Source organism: Bacteroides sp. 519 (assembly GCF_010500955.1).
GTDB lineage: Bacteria > Bacteroidota > Bacteroidia > Bacteroidales > Bacteroidaceae > Bacteroides.
In genome coordinates this window covers 1-20,782 of the sequence record NZ_QVMJ01000001.1, presented here as the reverse complement: position 1 = coordinate 20,782, position 20,782 = coordinate 1, and the positions used below count along the sequence as shown (strand labels likewise).

The window sequence follows — 20,782 nt, the reverse complement described above, 5'->3', positions numbered from 1 at the left end:
GATGTACAAAGATACATTAAAAATCAAGTCTGTATGTAACATTGAAGATAGCATTTTTTATCCGACGCGGTTCTATTACATTGGTTTTCAGATTGTACTCATGTCCAAAATATTCCTTATAACCCGTAGCATTCATGCCTTTCACTGCAAATTCATGCGAAACTTTATTGCGATTCATACGGTAGCTAACCGTATAATTGGCTAGAAACATAGCCGATAATTGCTTGGAATAAGCCTCTGTTTCATTATATTGTGTTTTCAGATCAGGATGGGCTAATGTAGCTGCTTCGTCCACTGGCGAATATCTGTTGCCGCCTTGCAATGTCAGTTTTAGGTTTATGCTTAATACATTTTGCTTATTTCGTCCCATCATCCATTCTTTGCCAATTAATCCGTTTATCACATAGTTTCGGTTGAATTTAGTGTTGTGCCATACTCCATCACCTCCGCAATATTCAGAATTAAATACTGATGCCGTTACCATGTAGTACAAACCTTTAGTCATGTACTTTTCAAATGTAACATCGATACCGTAGTTACGACCTTTGCCTTTGTTTACCAGCGCATCTTCCACATAAAATGTACTGCGGTTAAGTACCGAATAGGAACTATCTGTTATTACAGGCACATCGTATAAGTATTGGTAATAAGGCTCTACTTTCAAGTTCATGTTATCAGATATCTTGTAATTGTAGGACAATGATATGTGGTGTGTCTTGGTAAAGTCGAGGTCTTTATTAACTAATTTATCACCTGTTGTTTTTGTTTTTACAAAATATACGTCCATCTTTTCCATACGGCTGTGTAGTCCGTAAGCCATGCCAAAAGAGCTTTTCTCCGAAACCTGATATTTAATTGCCGCACGGGGTTCTACAGTCCAATTATTATTCAACGTAAGGAATTGTCCATTCATACCCAAAGTAGCAGAAAGACGGTCGTTAATATTGAACAACGAACTTGTATAAGCCGAAATGAGGTTGGTGTTTCCCTTTCCTTCCGAAATACGTTCCATCGGATTATTATACAAAGGAGTCAAATCAAAGTCCATATTATACCGCATGTTTGTAAGTGTAAATCCTGTTTTATTGGTATGCTTTGCACTGTATTTCTTATTCAAAGAAGAAGTCAATATTAAATTTGTGTATCGGCTTTTGAAATCGAGGCAGGGCGAAGAGTTCATATCGGTATCGAACATATTTTCCCATGCATCCATCTTAGAATAGGTAGTTGCCAATGTTGTTTTTAGCATGGCATCATTGCCGAAGAAGTAACGGTGACTCAATCCAACAGCAGCCGAAGTCTGTTTCATTCGTGAATCCTTACCATCATCCATGTATTCCCATTCTTTAGGCGATTTTATTTCTGGCTTAATCTCGTCAATCAAAGCCGTTCCCCATACCGAGAATACGCCTGCTTTCTTTGTCGGAAAGTTCAGTTTAAAGTTCAAATCCTGATAGTCCATCACCTGTTCTAAATCTCCGGCAGGGCTTATTTTATTCATCAGTCCGGTGGTAGAGTAGCGATAATTGAAGATATACGAAGCGTTACTGTTTCTACTGAAAGGTCCTTCTGATGCAACATCAAGCCCTAATACGCCAGCTTGCAAAGTATGTTGGATTTTTTGGTTGTTTCCATTTCTCATTTTCATATCGAACACTCCCGAAACGGCGTTATTATATTCGGCAGGGAAAGCGCTTGTATAAAAGTCGGAGTTTCCTAGTACATTACTACTTAACGACGACAGTATTCCTCCGCCCAAAGAAGCTACATCTGCAAAGTGATTGGGGTTAGGTATCTCTACATCTTCCAACCGCCATTGGAGCAAACTCGGAGCATTGCCATGTACTGAGATTCCATTGTTACCAACGCTTGGCGAAACTCCTGCGAAAGAACTTACCAAACGAGCCGGGTCGTCCATCCCTCCGGCAAAACGGCTGGCTTCTTCCACACTTAACATCCGTGCACCCGACAGGGCCATTTTATTCAAAGCCTCTTCTTTATTGATGCGTGGTTTGACTTCCACTTCCTCTAACTGTTGAATGTTTTCTTTCAATTGGATTTCAATATATACTTCTTTTGCTGATGTTAGCATGATTTCACGGAAAATGGCAGGTTCATAACCAACAAAGGTTGCTAATAAATCGTGGCGACCAACAGGGATATTCTTGATAACGAATTTTCCCTCATCATCGGTGGTTGTACCAATGCCTGGCAAATCAGAGAGTCCAACTGATACGAAAGAAAGCGGACTGCCCGAAGCATTGTCGATTACTGTTCCACGAATCGTTTGTACAGGCCTATTATCTTGCGCTGATACGCTTATTGAAAACAAGATGCTAATGATTAGCAACATAGAAATGGATAATTGTTTCATCGTAATGTATTTTAATTGATTATTAATTCCTACTGCGAAAATACAAGGTTCCGAAAGGGGGATTTTTTATTTGAGACGGATGAGCCTATTTGGTAGACGAAAACGCGTGGTTTATATATTGCGGAGTTCTATTCAATTAAAAAACACTACCTTTGTTTAAGTGATTGATTATTGATTAAACATATATGAATATCGAAGAATTACGCAATCATTGCCTTGCAGTAAAGGATGCAGAAGAATGTACACCTTTTGGCGAAGATGTATTGGTTTATAAAGTCATGAATAAGATGTTTGCCTTTTTTTCTCTGAACCCAAAAGACAATGAACATTTTGTAGTTTTGAAATGTGATCCTGAAAAAACGGTGCAATTAAGAGAAAAATATGTTGGTGTTACCAAAGGTTATTATGCAGGCAACAACCTGATGTGGAATTCTGTATATATTCAAAAAGATGTACCGGATAGCCTAATTGAGGAATTAATTAAGCACTCGGTCGAAGAGGTTATAAAGAAACTTCCTAAAAAGAAGCAATTGGAATATTATGGAGAAAACTCTTGATTAATAAACAGAAGTTGTACCTATTCAGACATATTCTTTATATAAGGTAATGTAACAAGATTATCAAACCTATAGAATCCGGTAGCATTCAAACCGAGGAATTTTGCTTTTTCTTCCTCGGATATAAGATTGGATTTGATTACAAAATCATAAGACATGCGGTAGGTAATAGCTGTTATTGTGCGTGGATAATCGGAACCCCACATAAGTTTGTCAATACCCACAAGTGATGCAGCTTCTTTTATTGCCCACACCGCTCCTTTGAACGGATAAAATTCATCATTAAACAGCCAGGTTATACCACCCGACTCAATAAACACATTTTTGTTGAGTGCTAATTTTATTTGTTCCTGCCAACCAGCACGGGTAACCATTCCAAAATGACCTATAGCAATCCGCAGAGTGGGATACTCCGAAATAATTTCTGCCATTTCGCCCACTTGCAGATTTCCGGCAGCCAGATCAATGGAAAGTATGATATCGTTCTTTTCCATCAGCCGGAACATTTGCATCATCTCATCCGAAGTAAGATATACTCTTCTGTCGGGCAAAATCAATCTTTCGGCTGGTATCTTAATGGCACCAAATCCCTGATTTATCAATGCTTCCGCGTGTGGTAGAAAACCACTCTTCCGGGCATCTACCATTCCACAACAAAGAAATCGGTTGGGATATTTTTGTTGCACTTCATATAAATAATCGTTCTGCAAACCATCTATGTATTCCTGTGTAATAACTGCGGCCGATACCAGTGCGTAGTTCATGTTCGACAGAAAAATTTCTGCGGTATTCCGTCCGTCAATCATAAATGGAGGAAGCATCTGGCGTATTTCACCCATGAAAAGAGATTTACCATCTTCCATTGTTTCAATCTTCAAACCGTTTACTTCCGTATCCTGATGCAGCCAGAGGTGTGCATGAGCATCTACTATTTTGTATTCCATTGTTTAGAATTTTATTAGTATTCTGAAAACTTTTCCTGGATTGGCAGCCCATGCTTCCAATGCCTGGCCGGCTTCTTCGGGTGGATATATGCCACTAATAAGTTCATTAACAGGACATTTTTTCTGTTTCATGTATTTCATTACTGCCCTGAAATCTTCGGGCATGGCATTGCGCGACCCACGAATATCCATTTCTTTCATTACAAAATATTTGGTCTCGAAAGCTATTTCGGTTTTGGCATAACCTATACACACCACTCTTCCGGTAAAGGCTACTTCGTTAACTGCAATCTGGTAGGTAGCAGGTGCACCTACGGCTTCAATAACTACATCCGGCCCCATCTGAGCGGTTAGTTGCTGCACCCGGTTGTGCAGATTTTCCGTTAGCGAGTTTATGGTAAAATGTGCACCTAATGTTTTGGCTAGTTCAAGCTTTTCATCGTCTACATCAACAGCAATAACACATGCTCCTCTCAGGGAAGCTCTTATAATGGCTCCAATACCAATCATGCCGCAACCTATAACCATTACTACATCAAGATCGGTTATTTCGGCACGTGATATGGCATGAAATCCTACACTCATAGGTTCTACCAGTGCAAAATCACGGGTGGATATATCTTTATCAACAATTACTTTTTGCCATGGAACAGCGATATATTCGGCCATGGCTCCATCTCGCTGAACACCGAAAGTCTGGTTAAACCTACAAGCGTTTGGCCGCCCGTTTCTACACGATGAACAGTTGCCACAATTGGTATAAGGATTAACAGTGCAGTTCATACCTCGCTGTATGCTATTGGGTACTGCATTCCCTGTTGCCTCTATTACTGCACCTATTTCATGCCCGGGTATCACCGGAAGCTTAACCATAGGATTTTTACCCAGATAGGTATTGAGGTCCGAACCACAAAAGCCTACATAGGATATTTTCACTAATACTTCATCTGGAGTTATTTCCGGTTTAGAACGTTCTGTAAGAGATACCTTACGCTCACCTGCTATTGTGATTACTTTCATATTCTGTTCCTATTTTTTTCATCAAAAATAAGATCAGTTCGAATTGGTTGTACTGTAAACCGGACAAAACAAAACGCAAAGGTTTGCGTAAATGGCAAGAAACCAACAACACTACTAATAATCAACAAATTACAGTATCACTAGTTTTGAAACGCTGGTACAAAAGTACCAACAATTTTTCAGGCTTGGTACAAAAGTACCAACCAGCGTGGTACAAAAGTATCACTACTAAGATACTTTTGTATCACAAGCGTGGCACTTTTGTACCACAAGCGTGATACTTTTGTTATTGCTTGGGTAATTGCGTTTAATATATTCCAGAATTATAAAACAGATACAGAAATCTATAATCAGTATTATACTGTTTATCAGGTTGGCGATTCGGTAAACAGAGGTGTATATGCCCGTAAGCAACTTAAGAACAAGGCTATTATGCTAAACGGGCAGCAGAAATTATGGAATTGCTGGATTAAGCACTCACCACTTTATTTCTTCGATATTATGTGCTTTTAAATATTCATTTGTTTTGCTGAAATGCCCATTACCAAAGAAACCATTAAAAGCAGATAGCGGAGAAGGGTGTGCCGAGGCTAGTACCAAGTGTTTATTACGGTCGATAAATGCCCCCTTCTTCTGTGCATACGATCCCCAAAGAATGAACACTAAATTCTCTTTTTCTTCGGCTAATCTTTTAATCGCAGCATCCGTAAACTGTTCCCATCCTTTGTTTTGATGCGAACCAGCCTGACTTGCACGAACTGTTAAAGTAGCATTTAATAACAATACTCCTTGTTCGGCCCAGCGGGTAAGATTTCCCGATGCAGGAGGATCAATGCCAAGGTCGGCCTTTATTTCTTTGAATATATTGTTTAAGGAAGGCGGAAACCGTACCCCATCGTTAACAGAAAATGATAATCCGTGTGCCTGGCCAGGTCCATGATAAGGATCTTGTCCAATAACAACTACCTTAACCTTATCGAACGAGCATAGGTTAAAAGCATTGAAAATAAGTTTTCCGGGAGGGTATATGGTGGCTTGTGAGTATTCGGCTTTAATAAACTCTGTGAGCTTTTGAAAATAATCTTTCTCAAATTCGGGTGCTAATTGTGTTTTCCAACTGTCTTCAATCTGTACATCCATGATATAAGTTTATTAAATTAGATTACAAATCTAGATAAAATCTTCGATTTATATACCAATTGCATAAAAATTCTTTTAGACACGGATTACGCGGATTGCACGGATTAAAAAACACGGATTAAAAACACTGATTAAAAACACTGATTATTAATCCGTGTTTTTTAATCCGTGTCATCCTGCGTTATCCGTGTCTAAATACTTAAATTAATGGCATGTCATGCTGCAAACATTCTTCTCGCATATCATCGGGCCAGATACTTGCTTGAATTTCTCCGATATGTGCTTTCCGAAGATAGAACATACAAAGTCTGGACTGCCCGATACCACCTCCAATTGAAAGAGGTAAACTATCGCTCATTAATTTTTTATGGAAATAGAGTTCTAATCTTTTCTCCTCACCTTCTTCTTTCAGTTGTCGTAACAGTGCTTCTTTATCTACCCTGATACCCATTGACGAAAGTTCTACAGCCCGTTGCAACACATGGTTCCAAACCAGTAGGTCGCCATTTAATCCGGCTAATCCATTTTCACCAATTGTGGTATAATCATCGTAATCGGGTGCTCTGCCATCGTGTTTTTTGCCATCACCTAATTTGCCACCGATACCAATTATAAATACCGCTCCATATTCTTTGGCTATAGCATCTTCACGTCCCTTCGAGTCAAGATCAGGATACTGTTGCCTAAGTTCTTCCGAATGAATAAAGTATAATTTTTCGGGTAAGCAAGGTTTAATAAGGGGGAACATTTCGTAAACCATATATTCTGTCCGAACCATAGCGGCGTAAATACGCGTAACTATTTCCTTTAAGAAGGTTACATTCCGGTTTTCCGGAAGAATAACACGTTCCCAGTCCCATTGGTCAACATACAATGAATGTAGGTTACCCATTTCTTCGTCTGGCCGGATAGCATTCATATCTGTATAAATACCGTATCCGGGTTCAATATTATAATCAGCCAGAGTCATTCTTTTCCATTTGGCCAGAGAGTGTACAACCTCTGCTTTAACATCTCCCATATCTTTAATCGGGAACGACACTGGTCTTTCTATTCCATTCAGGTCGTCGTTTATCCCCATGCCTTTTAAAACAAAAAGTGGAGCCGTAACCCGGCGTAACCTTAGTTCGGACGACAGATTCAATTGAAAGAACTCTTTAATTTGTTTAATACCAAGTTCTGTCTGCTTGAGATCTAGAAAAGGTCGATAGTTTTTAGGTTTTATCAAATAGCTCATATAATGAACGGATTTTACTTATTTAAGGTATCTGTTTTTAAATTTGTTGGCAAAGATAGAAATAATATTTATATATGATTTAAAGTACGCCTAAAATATAAGCAAAATGCATACAATAAAGCAAACTTGGTTTCAAAATAACATTTATCTCTTTGTTTATGAGAGCGTAAACACAAAAAGACATGAAAAAGTTGGCAGGTGCTTTTATTTTTTATACTTTTGCACCCGTAAATATTTGGCTCCGTAGCTTAGTGAATAGAGCGTCAGATTCCGGTTCTGAAGGTCGTGCGTTTGAATCGCACCGGGGTCACATAGAAAGGTCTGTGAGAAGGTTCTCATGGACCTTTGTTGTTTTATAGAGGTTGATTTTGCTGTGATTACTGTGTTTTATAATGTAAAAAGCTGACTAACATTTGCACAACATTGCAATAAGAAAGCCCCACCAATGGCAGGGCTAATGTCATGAACAAAACTCAAAAGTGTAATCAAAGAGATATTTGAACCTGACTTAATTCTTCAGCAAAGTTGCTTATACTTTTAATTATCTTTTCAGATATATCTTTCCGAGGTTTTCGGTATCCGTAAGCATAGTTCCATAATTGTTTTTGGTTTATGCCTGTAATGTCACGCATACTTGCGAAGTTAATAAACTTAGAATAATAACGCAAGAAACCGGATACATCAAATGTATATTCAATTTCATACTTACCCTCCATTACTTTAGGGATTATCCCCCCGGCATCTTTATGAAGTTCTATGGCTTCACTTAAATTGTTTTTTAACTCTTCAATTGTATCTCCAGCACTAAATATGTCAGTGCCTTCAATCCACACTCCAAACTGATCTTTGCCGCCAGTAATAATAGCTTTAACTTTATCCATATTGGTATCTTTTAAAAATAATCAAAGAGATATTTTACTATAAAGTACAAAAAGGTAGGGCTATTCAAGCCCCATCCTTTTAACTAAAGTCAATCGAAGCCCCTCTGGCATCTCTTTAGAACCATGATTCGGTACTGTAACCTTATCGCTGTCCTTTTCGTATGTCACATGGCTTCCTTTTTGCCGAATCGCTTCCCATCCGTGGGCTTTAACGATCCTGTGAAATTCGTTGTACTTCATAATGTCAAATATCTCGTTTGATTACCCAACAAAGATAGAAATAATTCCACCACTACCCAAATGTTTTGGTGGAAATATTTCTACTGTCTAATTATACAATATTCACGACCGAGAAATAATATTCAAGGGGATTACACAATCTTATTATTACGAAGGATACAAGCCGGAATAATCTATCATAACAGCGGAACACCCACTCCCGTTATAGAATGTTAAACCCAATTTGGATATATTTAGTTGGTTAATCATTACGATTAATTGCACATTCGTTATAAATAGATTGATGATGTATTGTACAACCACGGTTTATTCACTGTAGATAGAATGGAAAATGACAACCATTGATTTCGTCTGAATATGTTACACGGGTTATGCAAAATTACAATGATACGATAGTTAAACGCAGTATAGTCGGAAAGAAAAACGCAAACAAACGCTGGCAACAGAAAAATGGTAATACCATGGCAACAGAAAAGAACATAACAGAAAAGAAAACATCAGTAGAAAAAGATAAAAAAGAAACTGCTGCTGCTGATACTCTAGTTGAGAGTTGAGAATTGAGAGTTGAGAGTTCCATGCGGCATCGTAACTCTCAACTTTCAACTCTCAACTCAAATGAACTGCATTTGCACCCTAAATGAACTGCATTTGCATGCTAAATGAACTGCATTTGAGGTGTAAATGAACTGCATTTGAGGTGCAAATGAACTGCATTTTTGGTTTGGTAAGAGGCTGAGTTGAACTAAAAACGAAGCCTCTGATATTTCCTTGAACAGATTTTTTATAGGCCAACGGCCTAATAGCTTCTAGCGTAGGTCAACGGCCTACGCAATGTTACATAAAAATGTGAGGCTGTAGGCCTCGAAGCATATTGTATGCAAGAAAGCTCTGAGGCTTACAGCCTCGCATTCCATGCGGTATCCTTCATCGTAGGCCGTTGGCCTACGCTAGAAGCTATAAGGCCGTTGGCCTATTTTGAGTCACCGTACGACAAAAGCGAAGCCTCCGTGTTCAGCACAAGGAAAAGCTCCGTGTTTCTGTGCCTCTGTGTTTTTATTCACTCCGCGTAACTCAGCGTAACTCAGCGTTTCAACCCCCCCCTAACCAAATTAGCAAAAATTATTTTTATAAAACGAAAGCATTAAGCGGCTAAATTGTATATTTGCCAATTGAACTTCAATACAATCTGCAAAATGAAGAAATACGTTACGATTGTTTCCCTTTTGATATTACTTATTGCATGCAACAACAATGGAGAGAAAAAAGCAATGCAATTACTGGAAAATGCCAGAACGTCCTTTAGCACTGGCGATTACAACACTGCCAAGTTGAAAATAGACAGTATTAAAATTCTCTATCCAAAAGCTTTTGAAGTTCGCAAAGAAGGAATCAAACTAATGCAACAAGTAGAGTTGAGTGAACAAACTCAAACCATTGCCTATCTGGATAGCATGTTGCAACAAAAACAGAAAGAATTTGAAGAAATAAAAAATAAATTTGTTTTGGAGAAAGATTCCGAATACCAGGAAACCGGAAATTATTTTTGGCCAACACAGGTTGTAGAAAAAAACCTGAACCGATCCTTCTTGCGCTTTCAGGTAGACGAACATGGAACTATGACCATGACATCCATTTACTGCGGAGCAAAAAACATTCACCACGTAGCAATAAAAGTAACAGCACCCGATGGAACATTTGCCGAGACTCCGGCTTCTAACGATAGCTACGAAACAACCGATATGGGACAAAAAATAGAAAAAGCCGATTATAAACTGGGGCAAGATGGCAATGTTATCGGTTTTATTTATATGAATAAAGATAATAATATTAAAATTGATTATCGCGGAGAACACAAATACACAACCAATATGACTGCCAACGACCGTAATGCAGCAGCAGAATTATACAACCTATCGCAAATATTATCTTCAATCGAAGAAATAAAAAAAGAGATTAAAGAAGCAAGCCTTAAAATAGAATTCATTCAGAGAAATATTGAGAGAAAAGAAGCTAACTGAATTATCCATATTCAAGAATAGCTAACAACATCACAAACCTATTATAAAGTAAAGACAAAATGAGAATCAAATTAGTTGAATTGCAGGAATCGGACCTGCTTTATGTGAAGGAGATTTATGATTATTACACCGAACACACAACGTCGGTCTATTTCTTGTCGCCTATATCTGTTGAAGATTTAAAATCCTTCATCCCCATTAATGATGAAAAATACCGGTCGTATATAATATGTACCGAAACCGGAGAGAAATGTGGCTTTTGCTATTATTCCAGATTTAAACCTCGCGAAGCTTACAATGTTTCGGTAGAAGTCACAATCTACCTACATCCGGATTACACAGGAAAAGGGTATGGAAAAGAAGCATTAAAAATCATAGAAAAAATAATCCGTAAAAATGGGTTTAAAACCATTATTGCATTGGTCGACTCCGAAAACCATGGCAGCATACGTATGTTCGAAGAAGCCGAATATACCCGTAGTGCACATCTAAAAGAAGTTGCCGAGAAATTCAACAAGAAACTGGATGTAATGTTTTACCAGAAGATATTGTCATTTTGATATTTTTATCACTTTTTCTTGGCTACAAACAATCGTTTTTTAAATTTAATTTCTATATTTGTGATGAGTTATCTTACATTTTATCATTAACCCTTAAAGAAAAGCATCATGAATATCGAACGAATCATGTCCTCTCTCGAGGCAAAACACCCCGGCGAATCTGAATATCTTCAAGCCGTAAAAGAAGTTCTTATTTCTATCGAAGATATTTATAACAAGCATCCAGAGTTTGAAAAAGCTAAGATTATTGAGCGTCTTGTAGAACCCGATCGTATATTCACCTTCCGCGTTACCTGGGTTGATGATAAAGGTGAAGTACAAACAAACCTTGGCTATCGCGTTCAGTTTAACAACGCTATTGGTCCATATAAAGGTGGTATCCGGTTTCATGCCTCAGTAACCCTTTCTATTCTGAAATTCCTCGGGTTTGAACAAACATTTAAAAACGCATTAACTACGCTGCCAATGGGTGGTGGTAAAGGTGGTTCGGACTTTTCGCCACGCGGAAAAAGTGATGCCGAAATTATGCGCTTCTGCCAGGCATTTATGCTCGAACTATGGCGCCATATAGGTCCGGATACAGATGTTCCTGCCGGCGATATTGGTGTAGGAGGTCGCGAAGTTGGTTATATGTATGGTATGTACAAGAAACTAACCCACGAAGTAACCGGAACATTCACCGGCAAAGGATTAGAGTATGGCGGTTCGCTGATTCGCCCGGAAGCTACCGGATTTGGAGGACTGTACTTTGTGAACCAAATGTTGCAAACCAAAGGCGAAACCATGGTAGGAAAAACCGTAGGTATTTCGGGATTTGGTAACGTAGCATGGGGAGCAGCTTTGAAAGCTACCGAACTGGGAGCCAAAGTAATTACTATTTCAGGACCGGATGGGTATATTTATGATCCGGATGGAATCTCGGGCGAGAAGATTGATTATATGCTCGAACTTCGTGCAAGCGGAAACGATATCGTTCAGCCTTATGCTGACGAATTCCCCGGAGCAACTTTCGTTCCCAACCGTCGCCCGTGGGAAGTTAAAGTAGATATTGCTTTGCCATGTGCTACACAAAACGAGTTAAATGGTGAAGATGCTGCCAACCTTATTAATAATGGTGTAAAATATATCGGAGAAATTTCTAATATGGGATGTACTCCCGAAGCTATTGAAGCATTTATTGAAGCACGCATACCTTACGGACCAGGCAAAGCCGTAAATGCAGGTGGTGTTGCAACCAGCGGATTGGAAATGACACAAAACGCCATGCACATTAGCTGGGGAGCCGAAGAGGTTGACGAAAGACTAAAAAGCATTATGAATGGCATACACAGACAATGTGTGGAGTATGGCACAGAGCCCGACGGATACATTAATTATCTGAAAGGAGCAAACGTGGCAGGCTTCATGAAAGTAGCAAAAGCTATGTTAGCGCAAGGAATAGTATAAAAAACTTTGATTTTTGAAATTTGAATCATATCTTTGCAACTCATAACTGAATCAAAATGCATAATTAATTAATTTCTAGTTAATTAAAATACTTTGTTTAGTTGTATTTGTATTTGTGGTATCTGCCGCCTGCCTCCTGTGACTGGACGCAGGCGGTTCTTTTTTTAATGGAAAGTTGAATATTGAAAATTGAAATTATACCTTTGCATCTTAGTTATGAAAATAGTGACATAGCGACACAAATAATTTTCAATTATTAATTTTCAATTTAAAAATCATGTTATTACCCGAATTGAAAAAAAGGCGTGATAAGATTCGCGTACTTATGGCTGAACAAAACATTGATGCTGCATTAATTGCATGTAACGTAAATCTCATCTATACATATGGTTCTGTTATTTCAGGATATCTTTATCTGCCATTGCACGAACCTGCACGCATTTTCATTAAACGCCCCAACAACATAACAGGAGAGTTTGTACATTCTATACGTAAACCCGAACAGATTCCGGCCATTCTTTTGGAAGAAAAACTTTCATTACCTAAAAAGCTTATGCTCGAAGGGGATGAACTTCCATGGAGTGATTTTAATCGTTTGGCTGCAGTGTTTCCGGAAACAGAGATTGTAAATGGCACATCTATTATAAGGGAAGCACGTTGCACAAAAACCGATTTCGAAATTGAAATGTTTCGCCGTGCAGGTATTGCTCATGCTAAAGCATACAGCCAGATTCCTGAGGTTTACAAAGCAGGAATGACAGACTATGAATTATCTGTCGAGATAGAAAGACTAATGAGGTTGAATGGATGCCTGGGTATTTTCCGGGTTTTTGGTCAAAGCATGGAAATATTCATGGGCAGTTTATTGACTGGCGATAATGCTTTAGAACCTTCACCCTACGATTTTGCTTTGGGAGGAAAAGGCATGGATGGTTCTTTACCTGTAAGCGTAAACGGTACTCCACTGAATGTGGGACAAACCGTAATGGCCGATTACGGTGGCAACTTCAATGGTTATATGAGCGATATGAGCCGTGTATTCTCTATTGGTAAAACAGCCGACGAAGCACTCAAGGCACATCAGGTATGTTTAGATGTACAAAATGCTGTTATTGAAGCTACCAAGCCAGGTATAACAGGAGATGAACTCTATAACATAGGTATGGCTGTTGTACAGAATACTCCCTATGCCAACTACTTCATGGGGGCCGGACAAAAAGCTTCTTTTATTGGCCACGGAATAGGATTACAGATTAATGAAGCCCCTGTTCTTGCTCCCCGCCAGAAACAGGAATTCGAACCCGGAATGGTGTTTGCACTCGAACCTAAAATAGTATTACCTGGTATCGGTCCGGTTGGTATTGAAAATTCATGGCTTGTAACTTCCGAAGGAGTTGAAAAACTCACAAATGCTCCGGAAGAAATCGTTGAATTAAATTAAAAATTGAAAGTTGAAAATTGAAAATTGAAAATTGAAAATTGAAAATTGAAAATTACCATGCGGATTGCGTACCGGCATCGTAATTTTCAATTTTCAACTTTCAATTTTCAACTCCTTAAAGTAAGCATCCAGCAACTTTCTTGCTGCAATAAAAGAAGTCAGATCAGCATTCAATACCTGCTTTTCTTTTTCGGGGAGCATCTTTTTAATTACTTCATTAGTATAGAAGCTATCTTTTAACTGTTCATTGATGCTTTCGTACATCCAGTATTTGCTTTGCTCGTTGCGGCGGTAGTTAAAATATCCGTTTGCCTTTACAAAATCTATATACTCATACACCATGTCCCAGATTTCTTTTACTCCGATATTGTAAAAGCCCGAATAAGTAAGAACCTGTGGAGTCCAACCCGAATCGGGAGCCGGAAAAAGATGTAATGCATTTCTAAATTGAGTAGCTGCAAGTTTTGCTTTGTCTATATTGTTTCCATCGGCCTTATTAATAACAATACCATCGGCCATTTCCATAATACCACGCTTTATACCTTGCAGTTCATCGCCAGTACCGGCCAACTGAATTAACAAAAAGAAATCTACCATAGAGTGTACTGCAGTTTCACTCTGCCCCACCCCAACAGTTTCCACAAAGATTTTATCAAACCCGGCAGCTTCACAAAGAATTATTGTTTCGCGTGTTTTACGGGCTACCCCACCCAAAGACCCGGCCGACGGGCTAGGACGTATAAAAGAATGAGGATGTACCGAAAGTTGTTCCATCCGGGTTTTATCTCCCAAAATACTTCCTTTACTGCGCTCACTACTTGGGTCGATGGCAAGTACAGCCAGTTTTCCTCCTTTTTCTAACACATGTAAACCAAACACATCAATAGATGTACTCTTACCTGCACCGGGAACTCCGCTTATACCTATGCGGATAGAGTTGCCCGAATAAGGCAGGCATTTTTCTATTACTTCCTGAGCAATTGACTGATGTTCGGGTTTAACGCTTTCAACAAGTGTTACTGCCTGGCTGAGTATGGTGATATTTCCTTGTATTATCCCTTCAACAAATTCGCTAACCGTAAGTTCTTTCTTCTTTGGCTTACGTATTTTTTTCAGATACGGATTAATAGAAGAAGGTTGTTCAATACCTTTGTTCACTACCAAACCTTTGTATTCTTCGTTGTTTTCGGGATGCTCCATGATATTTACGATTTAACTATTTACAATTTACGATTGAAGTTACTTATTGTCAATAATAAGATCGATGGTAACTTTTGTTTTTTTAGGATCGTTGGTTATCATCAATATTCTGGGATGTCTTTTTTTGTTTAAAAGCTGTTGATCTACAGATATCCGCAGGCGTGTTTTTTCTCCTGGCTGAAGAACATTCTTTTTCAAGTCGACACCAACTGCCGGATTAAACACCTGTAATTTACTGATTTCTAACGCTGTTCCACCTTTGTTGGTAATGGTTATGTTATGAGTTACTTTACTTTTCTTCTCAAGTTTCTGGTGCAAATTAACTGTTGTTTCGGATAAGTCGATAACAGGCAGGTCTGCTTTTTCGGGAGGGTTTACACTTGTTAAATCCGGTAACAATACTACAGATACCGGAATTTCGTTCTCTTCCCCAACTTTGTCTCCGGCAAAGCGTGCCAGATAAACTGATGTTTGGGTTAACCCTAAATCGGGCAAGCGATCGGTAAGAAGAGTCACTGTTATTTTTCCTCTTTCACCTTTCTGCAATACATTGGGTTCACTTTTAGCCTCCAGGTAAGATGGTAAATGCATCAATACGGGTTCGTAAGGACGGTCAGATTGATTGGCTATATATATTGTCTGGGTTGGATTCTTTCCTAAATAAGTATCAGGAAACTCTAGTTCGGTATTGTCAATCAGTATTTGCCCTATCGTATGCGAGTAGAATTCCGACAAATTAACTACCGGATTACGCACTACTTCGCCTGTAAAATGAAGATAAACTAAATTGGTTGGTGCATTGCTGTAAATCCCTATTGATTTATGAAAGCGTCCTAATGCCTTTGCATCAAAAGTAGCTTTTACAAATCCTTTTCCTCCCGGAGCTATCGGGGTCTGTGTCCAATCGGCCACGGCACATGCACATGATGTTGTAATATTAGAAAGAACCAAAGGGGCATCACCTGTATTGGTGATAACATACTCAACTGTAACCGGCTTTTTCCATTCTATTTGCCCAAAACTGTGGGTCTCCTTATTTGAAGTTAATCTGGCTTGCGACCAGGCATTCGTAAAGATAGTTGCCAGAATAAACATGGAGAATAATATACGTTTCATCTTTCCTATTTTAATTTGAGAACAAAAATAGACCTTTTATGTGAGATAGAAGCAGCATTATTCATACTTTTTGTTAAAGCTAGTTAGTAGTTAGTAGTTAGTAGTTAGTAGTTAGTAGATAGTAGTTAGTAGATAGTAGATAGCTAGGAGTAAGAAGTAAGGAGTAAGAAGTAAGAATACGATGCCGCATGGATTCTTACTCCTTACTCCTTACTCCTTACTCCTAAATTTGTATATTAACTCCAAATTCTCTACATTTGCCTATCTCACCTTTAAAAGAGACTATTGATTATGGAAAAACAAGCCAACTATATTAAGCGAATTGAGATTGATGCTATGTGGGGACGTTTTAATATTGCATGGGATCTCCATGCCGACGTAAATATCCTTTCCGGTATAAACGGAGTGGGAAAAACTACAATACTCAATCGTTCGGTAAATCAACTCGAAAAGATTTCAGGCAAGATAAAGAATGACGGCAAAAACGGAGTACGGATTTTCTTCGACGATCCCGAAGCTACCTATATTCCTTACGATGTTATTCACAGTTACGATAAGCCACTGTTTACTGTAGAGATGAACCGGATTCCGATGGAAGACGTAGTAACCGAACTCGACTGGCAGTTATACCTGTTGCAGCGCAAGTATCTGGACTACCAGGTAAATATAGGCAATAAAATGATTGAAATGCTGAACAGCGACAATGAAGATATCCGTAAACATGCTGCCGATATATCGAAGAAGAAAAAACAATTTCAGGATATGATTGATAGCCTCTTCAGTGATACCCATAAAACGATTGACCGCAAACGTAACGACATAGCTTTTCATCAGAACAACGAATTGCTTTTCCCCAGTAAACTATCTTCCGGCGAAAAACAGATGCTTGTTATCCTCCTTACCGTTTTAGTTAAAGATGATGAGCATAGTGTACTGTTTATGGATGAGCCCGAAGCATCATTACATATAGAGTGGCAACAACGACTGATAGCAATGATACGCGAACTGAATCCAAACGTGCAGATTATTCTTACCACCCATTCGCCTGCATTAATAATGGAAGGCTGGTTGGATGCTGTAACCGAAGTTAGCGACATTTCAACCCCTGTGGATAAATAAAATTACATGGCAAAGAAATTAAAAGATAACATAAGTTCGGCATACTTTGATGCCGCACATAAACTTTATCCACGGAAAACACGCCGCCGAATTATTGCTTATGTAGAAAGTTATGAAGATATAGCTTTCTGGAAACCATTGCTGGCCGAATTCGAAAACGAAGAAAGATATTTTCAGGTAATGCTACCTTCGACCACTACATTGACCAAAGGAAAGAAAATGGTATTGATGAATACCCTCAATACTGCCGAACTGGGCAAAAGCCTGATTGCTTGTGTAGATAGCGATTACGATTACCTGATGCAGGGAATAACCCCGTTATCGAGAAAAATAAATAAAAACAAATATATCTTTCAAACGTATGCCTATGCCATTGAAAACTACCGGTGCTATGCCGAAAGTTTACATGGGGTTTGTGTTCAGGCTACCCTGAACGACCGTTACTTGGTAAACTTTACCAAGTTTATGGGACGCTATTCCGAAATAGCCTACCCACTGTTTCTGTGGTGTATCTGGTTTTACCGCAACAGAGATACGAATACATTTTCGATTACTGATTTTAATTGTTGTGTTCGTATCAGAAACATAAGTATGCGAAATCCATACCAAAGCCTTGATGGCATGAGTAACCATGTAACAGAAAAACTGGCCGAGTTGGAGAGAAGATTCCCGGAATACAGGCAAAATGTAATAGACCTTGGTACCGAATTACGAGAAGTGGGTCTTTATCCGGACACAACTTACCTTTTTATTCAGGGACATCATATTATGGATAATGTTGTGCTTAAAATCCTTAATCCTGTGTGCACAATACTACGCCGGGAACGCGAAAATGATATCCAAAGATTGGCCGAACACAACCAGCACTACCGCAACGAGCTAACTTCTTACCAAAATAGCCAAACCAATGTAAACCTTGTACTCCGCAAAAACACCAATTTCGGTGGACTATATTTATATCAATGGCTGCGAAAAGACATTCAAAAATTTGTAGATGAGTTATAACATGAATTGTTCATACTCAAGTGTAAACCTAAACTCATTATTTAAAACTTAAAAATATGAAAGCAATTAGAGAAACCTTACATGATTTTTTAACCTCAATCGGGCTGGAAAGTTCTACAGCCGATTTCGTAAACAAACTTATTATTCTCCTTGTTATTATTGCCTTAGCTTTTCTGGCACAGAGGATATGCAAAAAGCTTATTCTGCCTGTCATTCAAAAAGTTATAAAATCAACCAAAGCCACCTGGGATGATATTATATTCGACAAGAAAGTTATTGGTGGATTGGCCGGACTTATTGCCCCTGTATTGATTTATGTGTTGACTCCTTTGGCATACGAAGCCGGAAGCGAAGGACTTATCCTTGTTCAACGGTTATGTATGGTATATATCATAGCTGTATTTGTACGCTTCATCAGTGCACTGCTTTCGGCATTCTATAGCGTATATAGTGCAAAAGAAAAATTCAAAGACCGCCCATTAAAAGGTTTGTTGCAAACAGTACAAATTGCACTTTATTTTGTTGCCGGAATTGCTATTGTTAGCATCCTTATTGATAAATCGCCTGCTATACTGCTAACCGGTTTAGGAGCTTCGGCTGCCATACTGATGTTAGTATTCCAGGATAGTATATTAGGATTTGTTTCCGGAATTCAACTCTCGGCTAACGATATGTTACGGGTTGGCGACTGGATTGAAATGCCTAAATACGGTGTTGACGGAGATGTTATTGAAGTTACCCTGAACACCGTAAAGGTTCAAAACTTTGACCGCACCATTGTTACCATCCCCCCTACCCTGTTAATGAAAGACTCGTTTAAGAACTGGCGTGGAATGGTAGATGCCGGTGGTCGCCGGGTAAAGCGCTCTATTTATATAGACATGAACAGTGTACATTTTTGTACCCACGAAATGCTTGAAAGATACAACAAGATACAGGTTGTGTCCGAATACATTGAAGATAAAGAAAAAATGTTGAACGAGTACAACAAAGAGCATAACATTGACGACTCTATTGTTGTTAACGGACGCCGCCAAACCAATCTGGGAATTTTCCGCGCATACCTGGATAACTATCTTAAAAACCACCCATCTGTACATCAGGGAATGACGTGCATGGTGCGCCAGTTGCAACCCACCGACAAAGGTTTACCACTGGAATTGTACTTCTTTACCAATACAACTGCATGGATAGCTTACGAAAACATACAGTCGGATATTTTCGATCATGTATTGGCAGTAATTCCTTATTTCGATCTGCATGTATATCAGGCTCCTTCAGGAAATGATTTCGAAAAAATGGTTCGTACTAATTAAGTAATAAAATTGCCGTATGCCAACACCTACAAACAATATAATCCGGGAGATAACCCCACTATCAGATAAAGACTGTTTCTATATAGCCGAACGCTATAAAACAGAATTTACCTACCCTATACACAGCCACACAGAGTTTGAATTAAATTTCACTGAAAAGGCAGCTGGGGTGCGGCGTATTGTTGGCGATTCGGTAGAAGTAATAGGCGATTACGATTTGGTACTAATAGCAAGTGAAAAACTGGAACATGTATGGGAACAACACGAATGTAATTCGAAAGAGATTCGCGAAATAACCATTCAGTTTTCTTCCGATTTGTTCTTTAAAAGTTTTTTAAACAAAAACCAGTTTCATTCCATAGCAAAAATGTTTGAGCGGGCACAGAAAGGTTTGGCATTCCCTATGTCGGCCATATTAAAAGTGTATCCCAAGCTCGATACATTAGCTTCCGAGAAACAAGGTTTTTATGCAACAATAAACTTCCTTACCATATTATACGAGCTATCATTGGTTGAGGATGCCCGAACATTATCCAGTTCTTCATTTGCAAAAATAGATACACAATCGGACAGTCGCCGTGTACACAAAGTGCAGAGTTATATTAATGCACATTATAAAGAAGAGATTCGTTTAAATCAGCTTGCCGAAATGGTGAGTATGACTCCGGTTTCTTTCAGTCGCTTTTTCAAATTACGTACAGGTAAAAACTTATCCGATTATATTATCGACATCCGGATTGGTTTTGCTGCACGTTTATTGGTAGACTCTACCATGTCTGTTGCCGAAATCTGCTACGACTGCGGTTTTAATAACTTGTCTAATTTTAATCGGATATTTAAGAAGAAAAAAAACTGCTCGCCAAAAGAGTTCAGAGAGAATTACCGGAAAAAGAAAAAGCTTATTTAATCTGCATTATTTGGTTCAAATCAGATTGGAATTGAATAAAAACACGGAGACACAGAAACACTGAGCTTTTCCTTGTGCTGAACACGGAGGCTTCTCCTCCTCCGCCCTACGGGCACCTCCTCCAAAGGAGGATAGGCTGCGCTATACAGCGTCTCCGCATGGTATCCTCCTTTGCTAAAGTCATTTGACTTTGCAAGCGATTAATACTCTTTAACGTTCTTTGAAATATTGTTTATAATATCAAGATATTGACCTATTACT

The 20,782-nt window shown here is 38.8% G+C and carries 20 protein-coding genes and 1 tRNA gene; 12 read left to right on the top strand and 9 right to left on the bottom strand.

The genetic code is table 11. The features are described from left to right. Positions 1-16: 16 nt before the first annotated feature. Complete coding sequence (locus D0T85_RS00105) at positions 17-2,374, bottom strand: TonB-dependent receptor (RefSeq protein ID WP_163209002.1); 2,358 nt, start codon at positions 2,372-2,374, stop codon at positions 17-19. Positions 2,375-2,559: 185 nt separating this feature from the next. Here D0T85_RS00105 and D0T85_RS00100 point away from each other — a divergent pair, with 185 nt between their 5' ends. Continuing rightward, a complete protein-coding gene (locus tag D0T85_RS00100) occupies positions 2,560-2,931 on the top strand; it encodes an MmcQ/YjbR family DNA-binding protein (RefSeq protein WP_163208999.1) in 372 nt (123 codons plus the stop codon). A 20-nt stretch (positions 2,932-2,951) separates the two neighbouring features. On the opposite strand, the gene D0T85_RS00095 is transcribed toward D0T85_RS00100, so the two are convergent. Beyond that, the gene (locus tag D0T85_RS00095) at positions 2,952-3,875 is read right to left on the bottom strand and encodes an amidohydrolase (protein WP_163208997.1); all 924 of its coding nucleotides are present in this window, start codon (positions 3,873-3,875) and stop codon (positions 2,952-2,954) included. A gap of 3 nt (positions 3,876-3,878) precedes the next feature. After that, on the bottom strand, positions 3,879-4,895 hold the full coding sequence (locus D0T85_RS00090) for a zinc-binding alcohol dehydrogenase family protein (protein WP_163208995.1): 1,017 nt from the start codon (positions 4,893-4,895) through the stop codon (positions 3,879-3,881). A 252-nt stretch (positions 4,896-5,147) separates the two neighbouring features. Between D0T85_RS00090 and D0T85_RS00085 the strand changes: the two genes are divergently transcribed. Continuing rightward, complete coding sequence (locus D0T85_RS00085) at positions 5,148-5,408, top strand: hypothetical protein (protein ID WP_163208993.1); 261 nt, start codon at positions 5,148-5,150, stop codon at positions 5,406-5,408. Here D0T85_RS00085 and ung read toward each other — a convergent pair. Next, entirely contained in the window at positions 5,373-6,035 is a 663-nt protein-coding gene (gene ung, locus D0T85_RS00080) for a uracil-DNA glycosylase (RefSeq protein ID WP_163208991.1), read from the bottom strand. The genes D0T85_RS00085 and ung overlap by 36 nt on opposite strands. A gap of 199 nt (positions 6,036-6,234) precedes the next feature. Beyond that, positions 6,235-7,272, bottom strand: coding sequence for an aspartate--ammonia ligase (gene asnA, locus D0T85_RS00075; protein WP_163208989.1), 1,038 nt, complete (start codon positions 7,270-7,272; stop codon positions 6,235-6,237). 237 nt (positions 7,273-7,509) lie between these two features. Here asnA and D0T85_RS00070 point away from each other — a divergent pair. Next, positions 7,510-7,582 (top strand) — tRNA-Arg (locus D0T85_RS00070). 175 nt (positions 7,583-7,757) lie between these two features. Here the strand turns inward: D0T85_RS00070 and D0T85_RS00065 are convergent. Together D0T85_RS00065 and D0T85_RS23120 are read right to left on the bottom strand one after the other, a co-directional pair. Continuing rightward, entirely contained in the window at positions 7,758-8,153 is a 396-nt protein-coding gene (locus tag D0T85_RS00065; protein ID WP_163208987.1) for a type II toxin-antitoxin system HicB family antitoxin, read from the bottom strand. A 60-nt stretch (positions 8,154-8,213) separates the two neighbouring features. Beyond that, positions 8,214-8,393: a type II toxin-antitoxin system HicA family toxin gene (locus D0T85_RS23120; RefSeq protein ID WP_163208985.1), complete on the bottom strand. Its 180-nt coding sequence runs from the start codon at positions 8,391-8,393 to the stop codon at positions 8,214-8,216. Between the two features lie 371 nt (positions 8,394-8,764). On the opposite strand from D0T85_RS23120, the gene D0T85_RS00055 reads away from it, so the two are divergent. The 5 genes from D0T85_RS00055 (at position 8,765) to D0T85_RS00035 (ending at position 13,858) form a co-directional block, all read left to right on the top strand. Beyond that, complete coding sequence (locus D0T85_RS00055) at positions 8,765-8,947, top strand: hypothetical protein (protein ID WP_163208983.1); 183 nt, start codon at positions 8,765-8,767, stop codon at positions 8,945-8,947. A 639-nt stretch (positions 8,948-9,586) separates the two neighbouring features. Next, on the top strand, positions 9,587-10,411 hold the full coding sequence (locus D0T85_RS00050; RefSeq protein WP_163208980.1) for a hypothetical protein: 825 nt from the start codon (positions 9,587-9,589) through the stop codon (positions 10,409-10,411). Between the two features lie 59 nt (positions 10,412-10,470). Further along, positions 10,471-10,971, top strand: a complete 501-nt coding sequence (locus D0T85_RS00045; RefSeq protein ID WP_163208978.1) for a GNAT family N-acetyltransferase — start codon at positions 10,471-10,473, stop codon at positions 10,969-10,971. A 108-nt stretch (positions 10,972-11,079) separates the two neighbouring features. After that, positions 11,080-12,417, top strand: coding sequence for an NADP-specific glutamate dehydrogenase (gene gdhA, locus D0T85_RS00040; protein WP_163208974.1), 1,338 nt, complete (start codon positions 11,080-11,082; stop codon positions 12,415-12,417). Positions 12,418-12,694: 277 nt separating this feature from the next. Beyond that, a complete protein-coding gene (locus tag D0T85_RS00035) occupies positions 12,695-13,858 on the top strand; it encodes a Xaa-Pro peptidase family protein (RefSeq protein ID WP_163208973.1) in 1,164 nt (387 codons plus the stop codon). A gap of 93 nt (positions 13,859-13,951) precedes the next feature. Here the strand turns inward: D0T85_RS00035 and meaB are convergent, their stop codons facing one another. Both meaB and D0T85_RS00025 read right to left on the bottom strand, forming a co-directional pair. Further along, positions 13,952-15,058: a methylmalonyl Co-A mutase-associated GTPase MeaB gene (meaB, locus tag D0T85_RS00030; RefSeq protein ID WP_163208972.1), complete on the bottom strand. Its 1,107-nt coding sequence runs from the start codon at positions 15,056-15,058 to the stop codon at positions 13,952-13,954. 39 nt (positions 15,059-15,097) lie between these two features. Next, positions 15,098-16,174 (bottom strand): DUF1573 domain-containing protein, encoded by a 1,077-nt coding sequence (locus tag D0T85_RS00025; protein WP_163208971.1) that lies wholly within the window; start codon positions 16,172-16,174, stop codon positions 15,098-15,100. A gap of 291 nt (positions 16,175-16,465) precedes the next feature. Between D0T85_RS00025 and D0T85_RS00020 the strand changes: the two genes are divergently transcribed. The 4 genes from D0T85_RS00020 to D0T85_RS00005 are packed head-to-tail and all read left to right on the top strand — an operon-like array spanning position 16,466 to position 20,521. Next, positions 16,466-17,293 (top strand): AAA family ATPase, encoded by an 828-nt coding sequence (locus D0T85_RS00020; protein ID WP_163208970.1) that lies wholly within the window; start codon positions 16,466-16,468, stop codon positions 17,291-17,293. 6 nt (positions 17,294-17,299) lie between these two features. Then, on the top strand, positions 17,300-18,298 hold the full coding sequence (locus tag D0T85_RS00015) for a DUF4435 domain-containing protein (protein ID WP_163208969.1): 999 nt from the start codon (positions 17,300-17,302) through the stop codon (positions 18,296-18,298). 56 nt (positions 18,299-18,354) lie between these two features. After that, positions 18,355-19,614, top strand: coding sequence for a mechanosensitive ion channel family protein (locus D0T85_RS00010; RefSeq protein ID WP_163208967.1), 1,260 nt, complete (start codon positions 18,355-18,357; stop codon positions 19,612-19,614). 16 nt (positions 19,615-19,630) lie between these two features. Next, complete coding sequence (locus tag D0T85_RS00005; RefSeq protein WP_163208965.1) at positions 19,631-20,521, top strand: AraC family transcriptional regulator; 891 nt, start codon at positions 19,631-19,633, stop codon at positions 20,519-20,521. Positions 20,522-20,782: the final 261 nt, after the last annotated feature.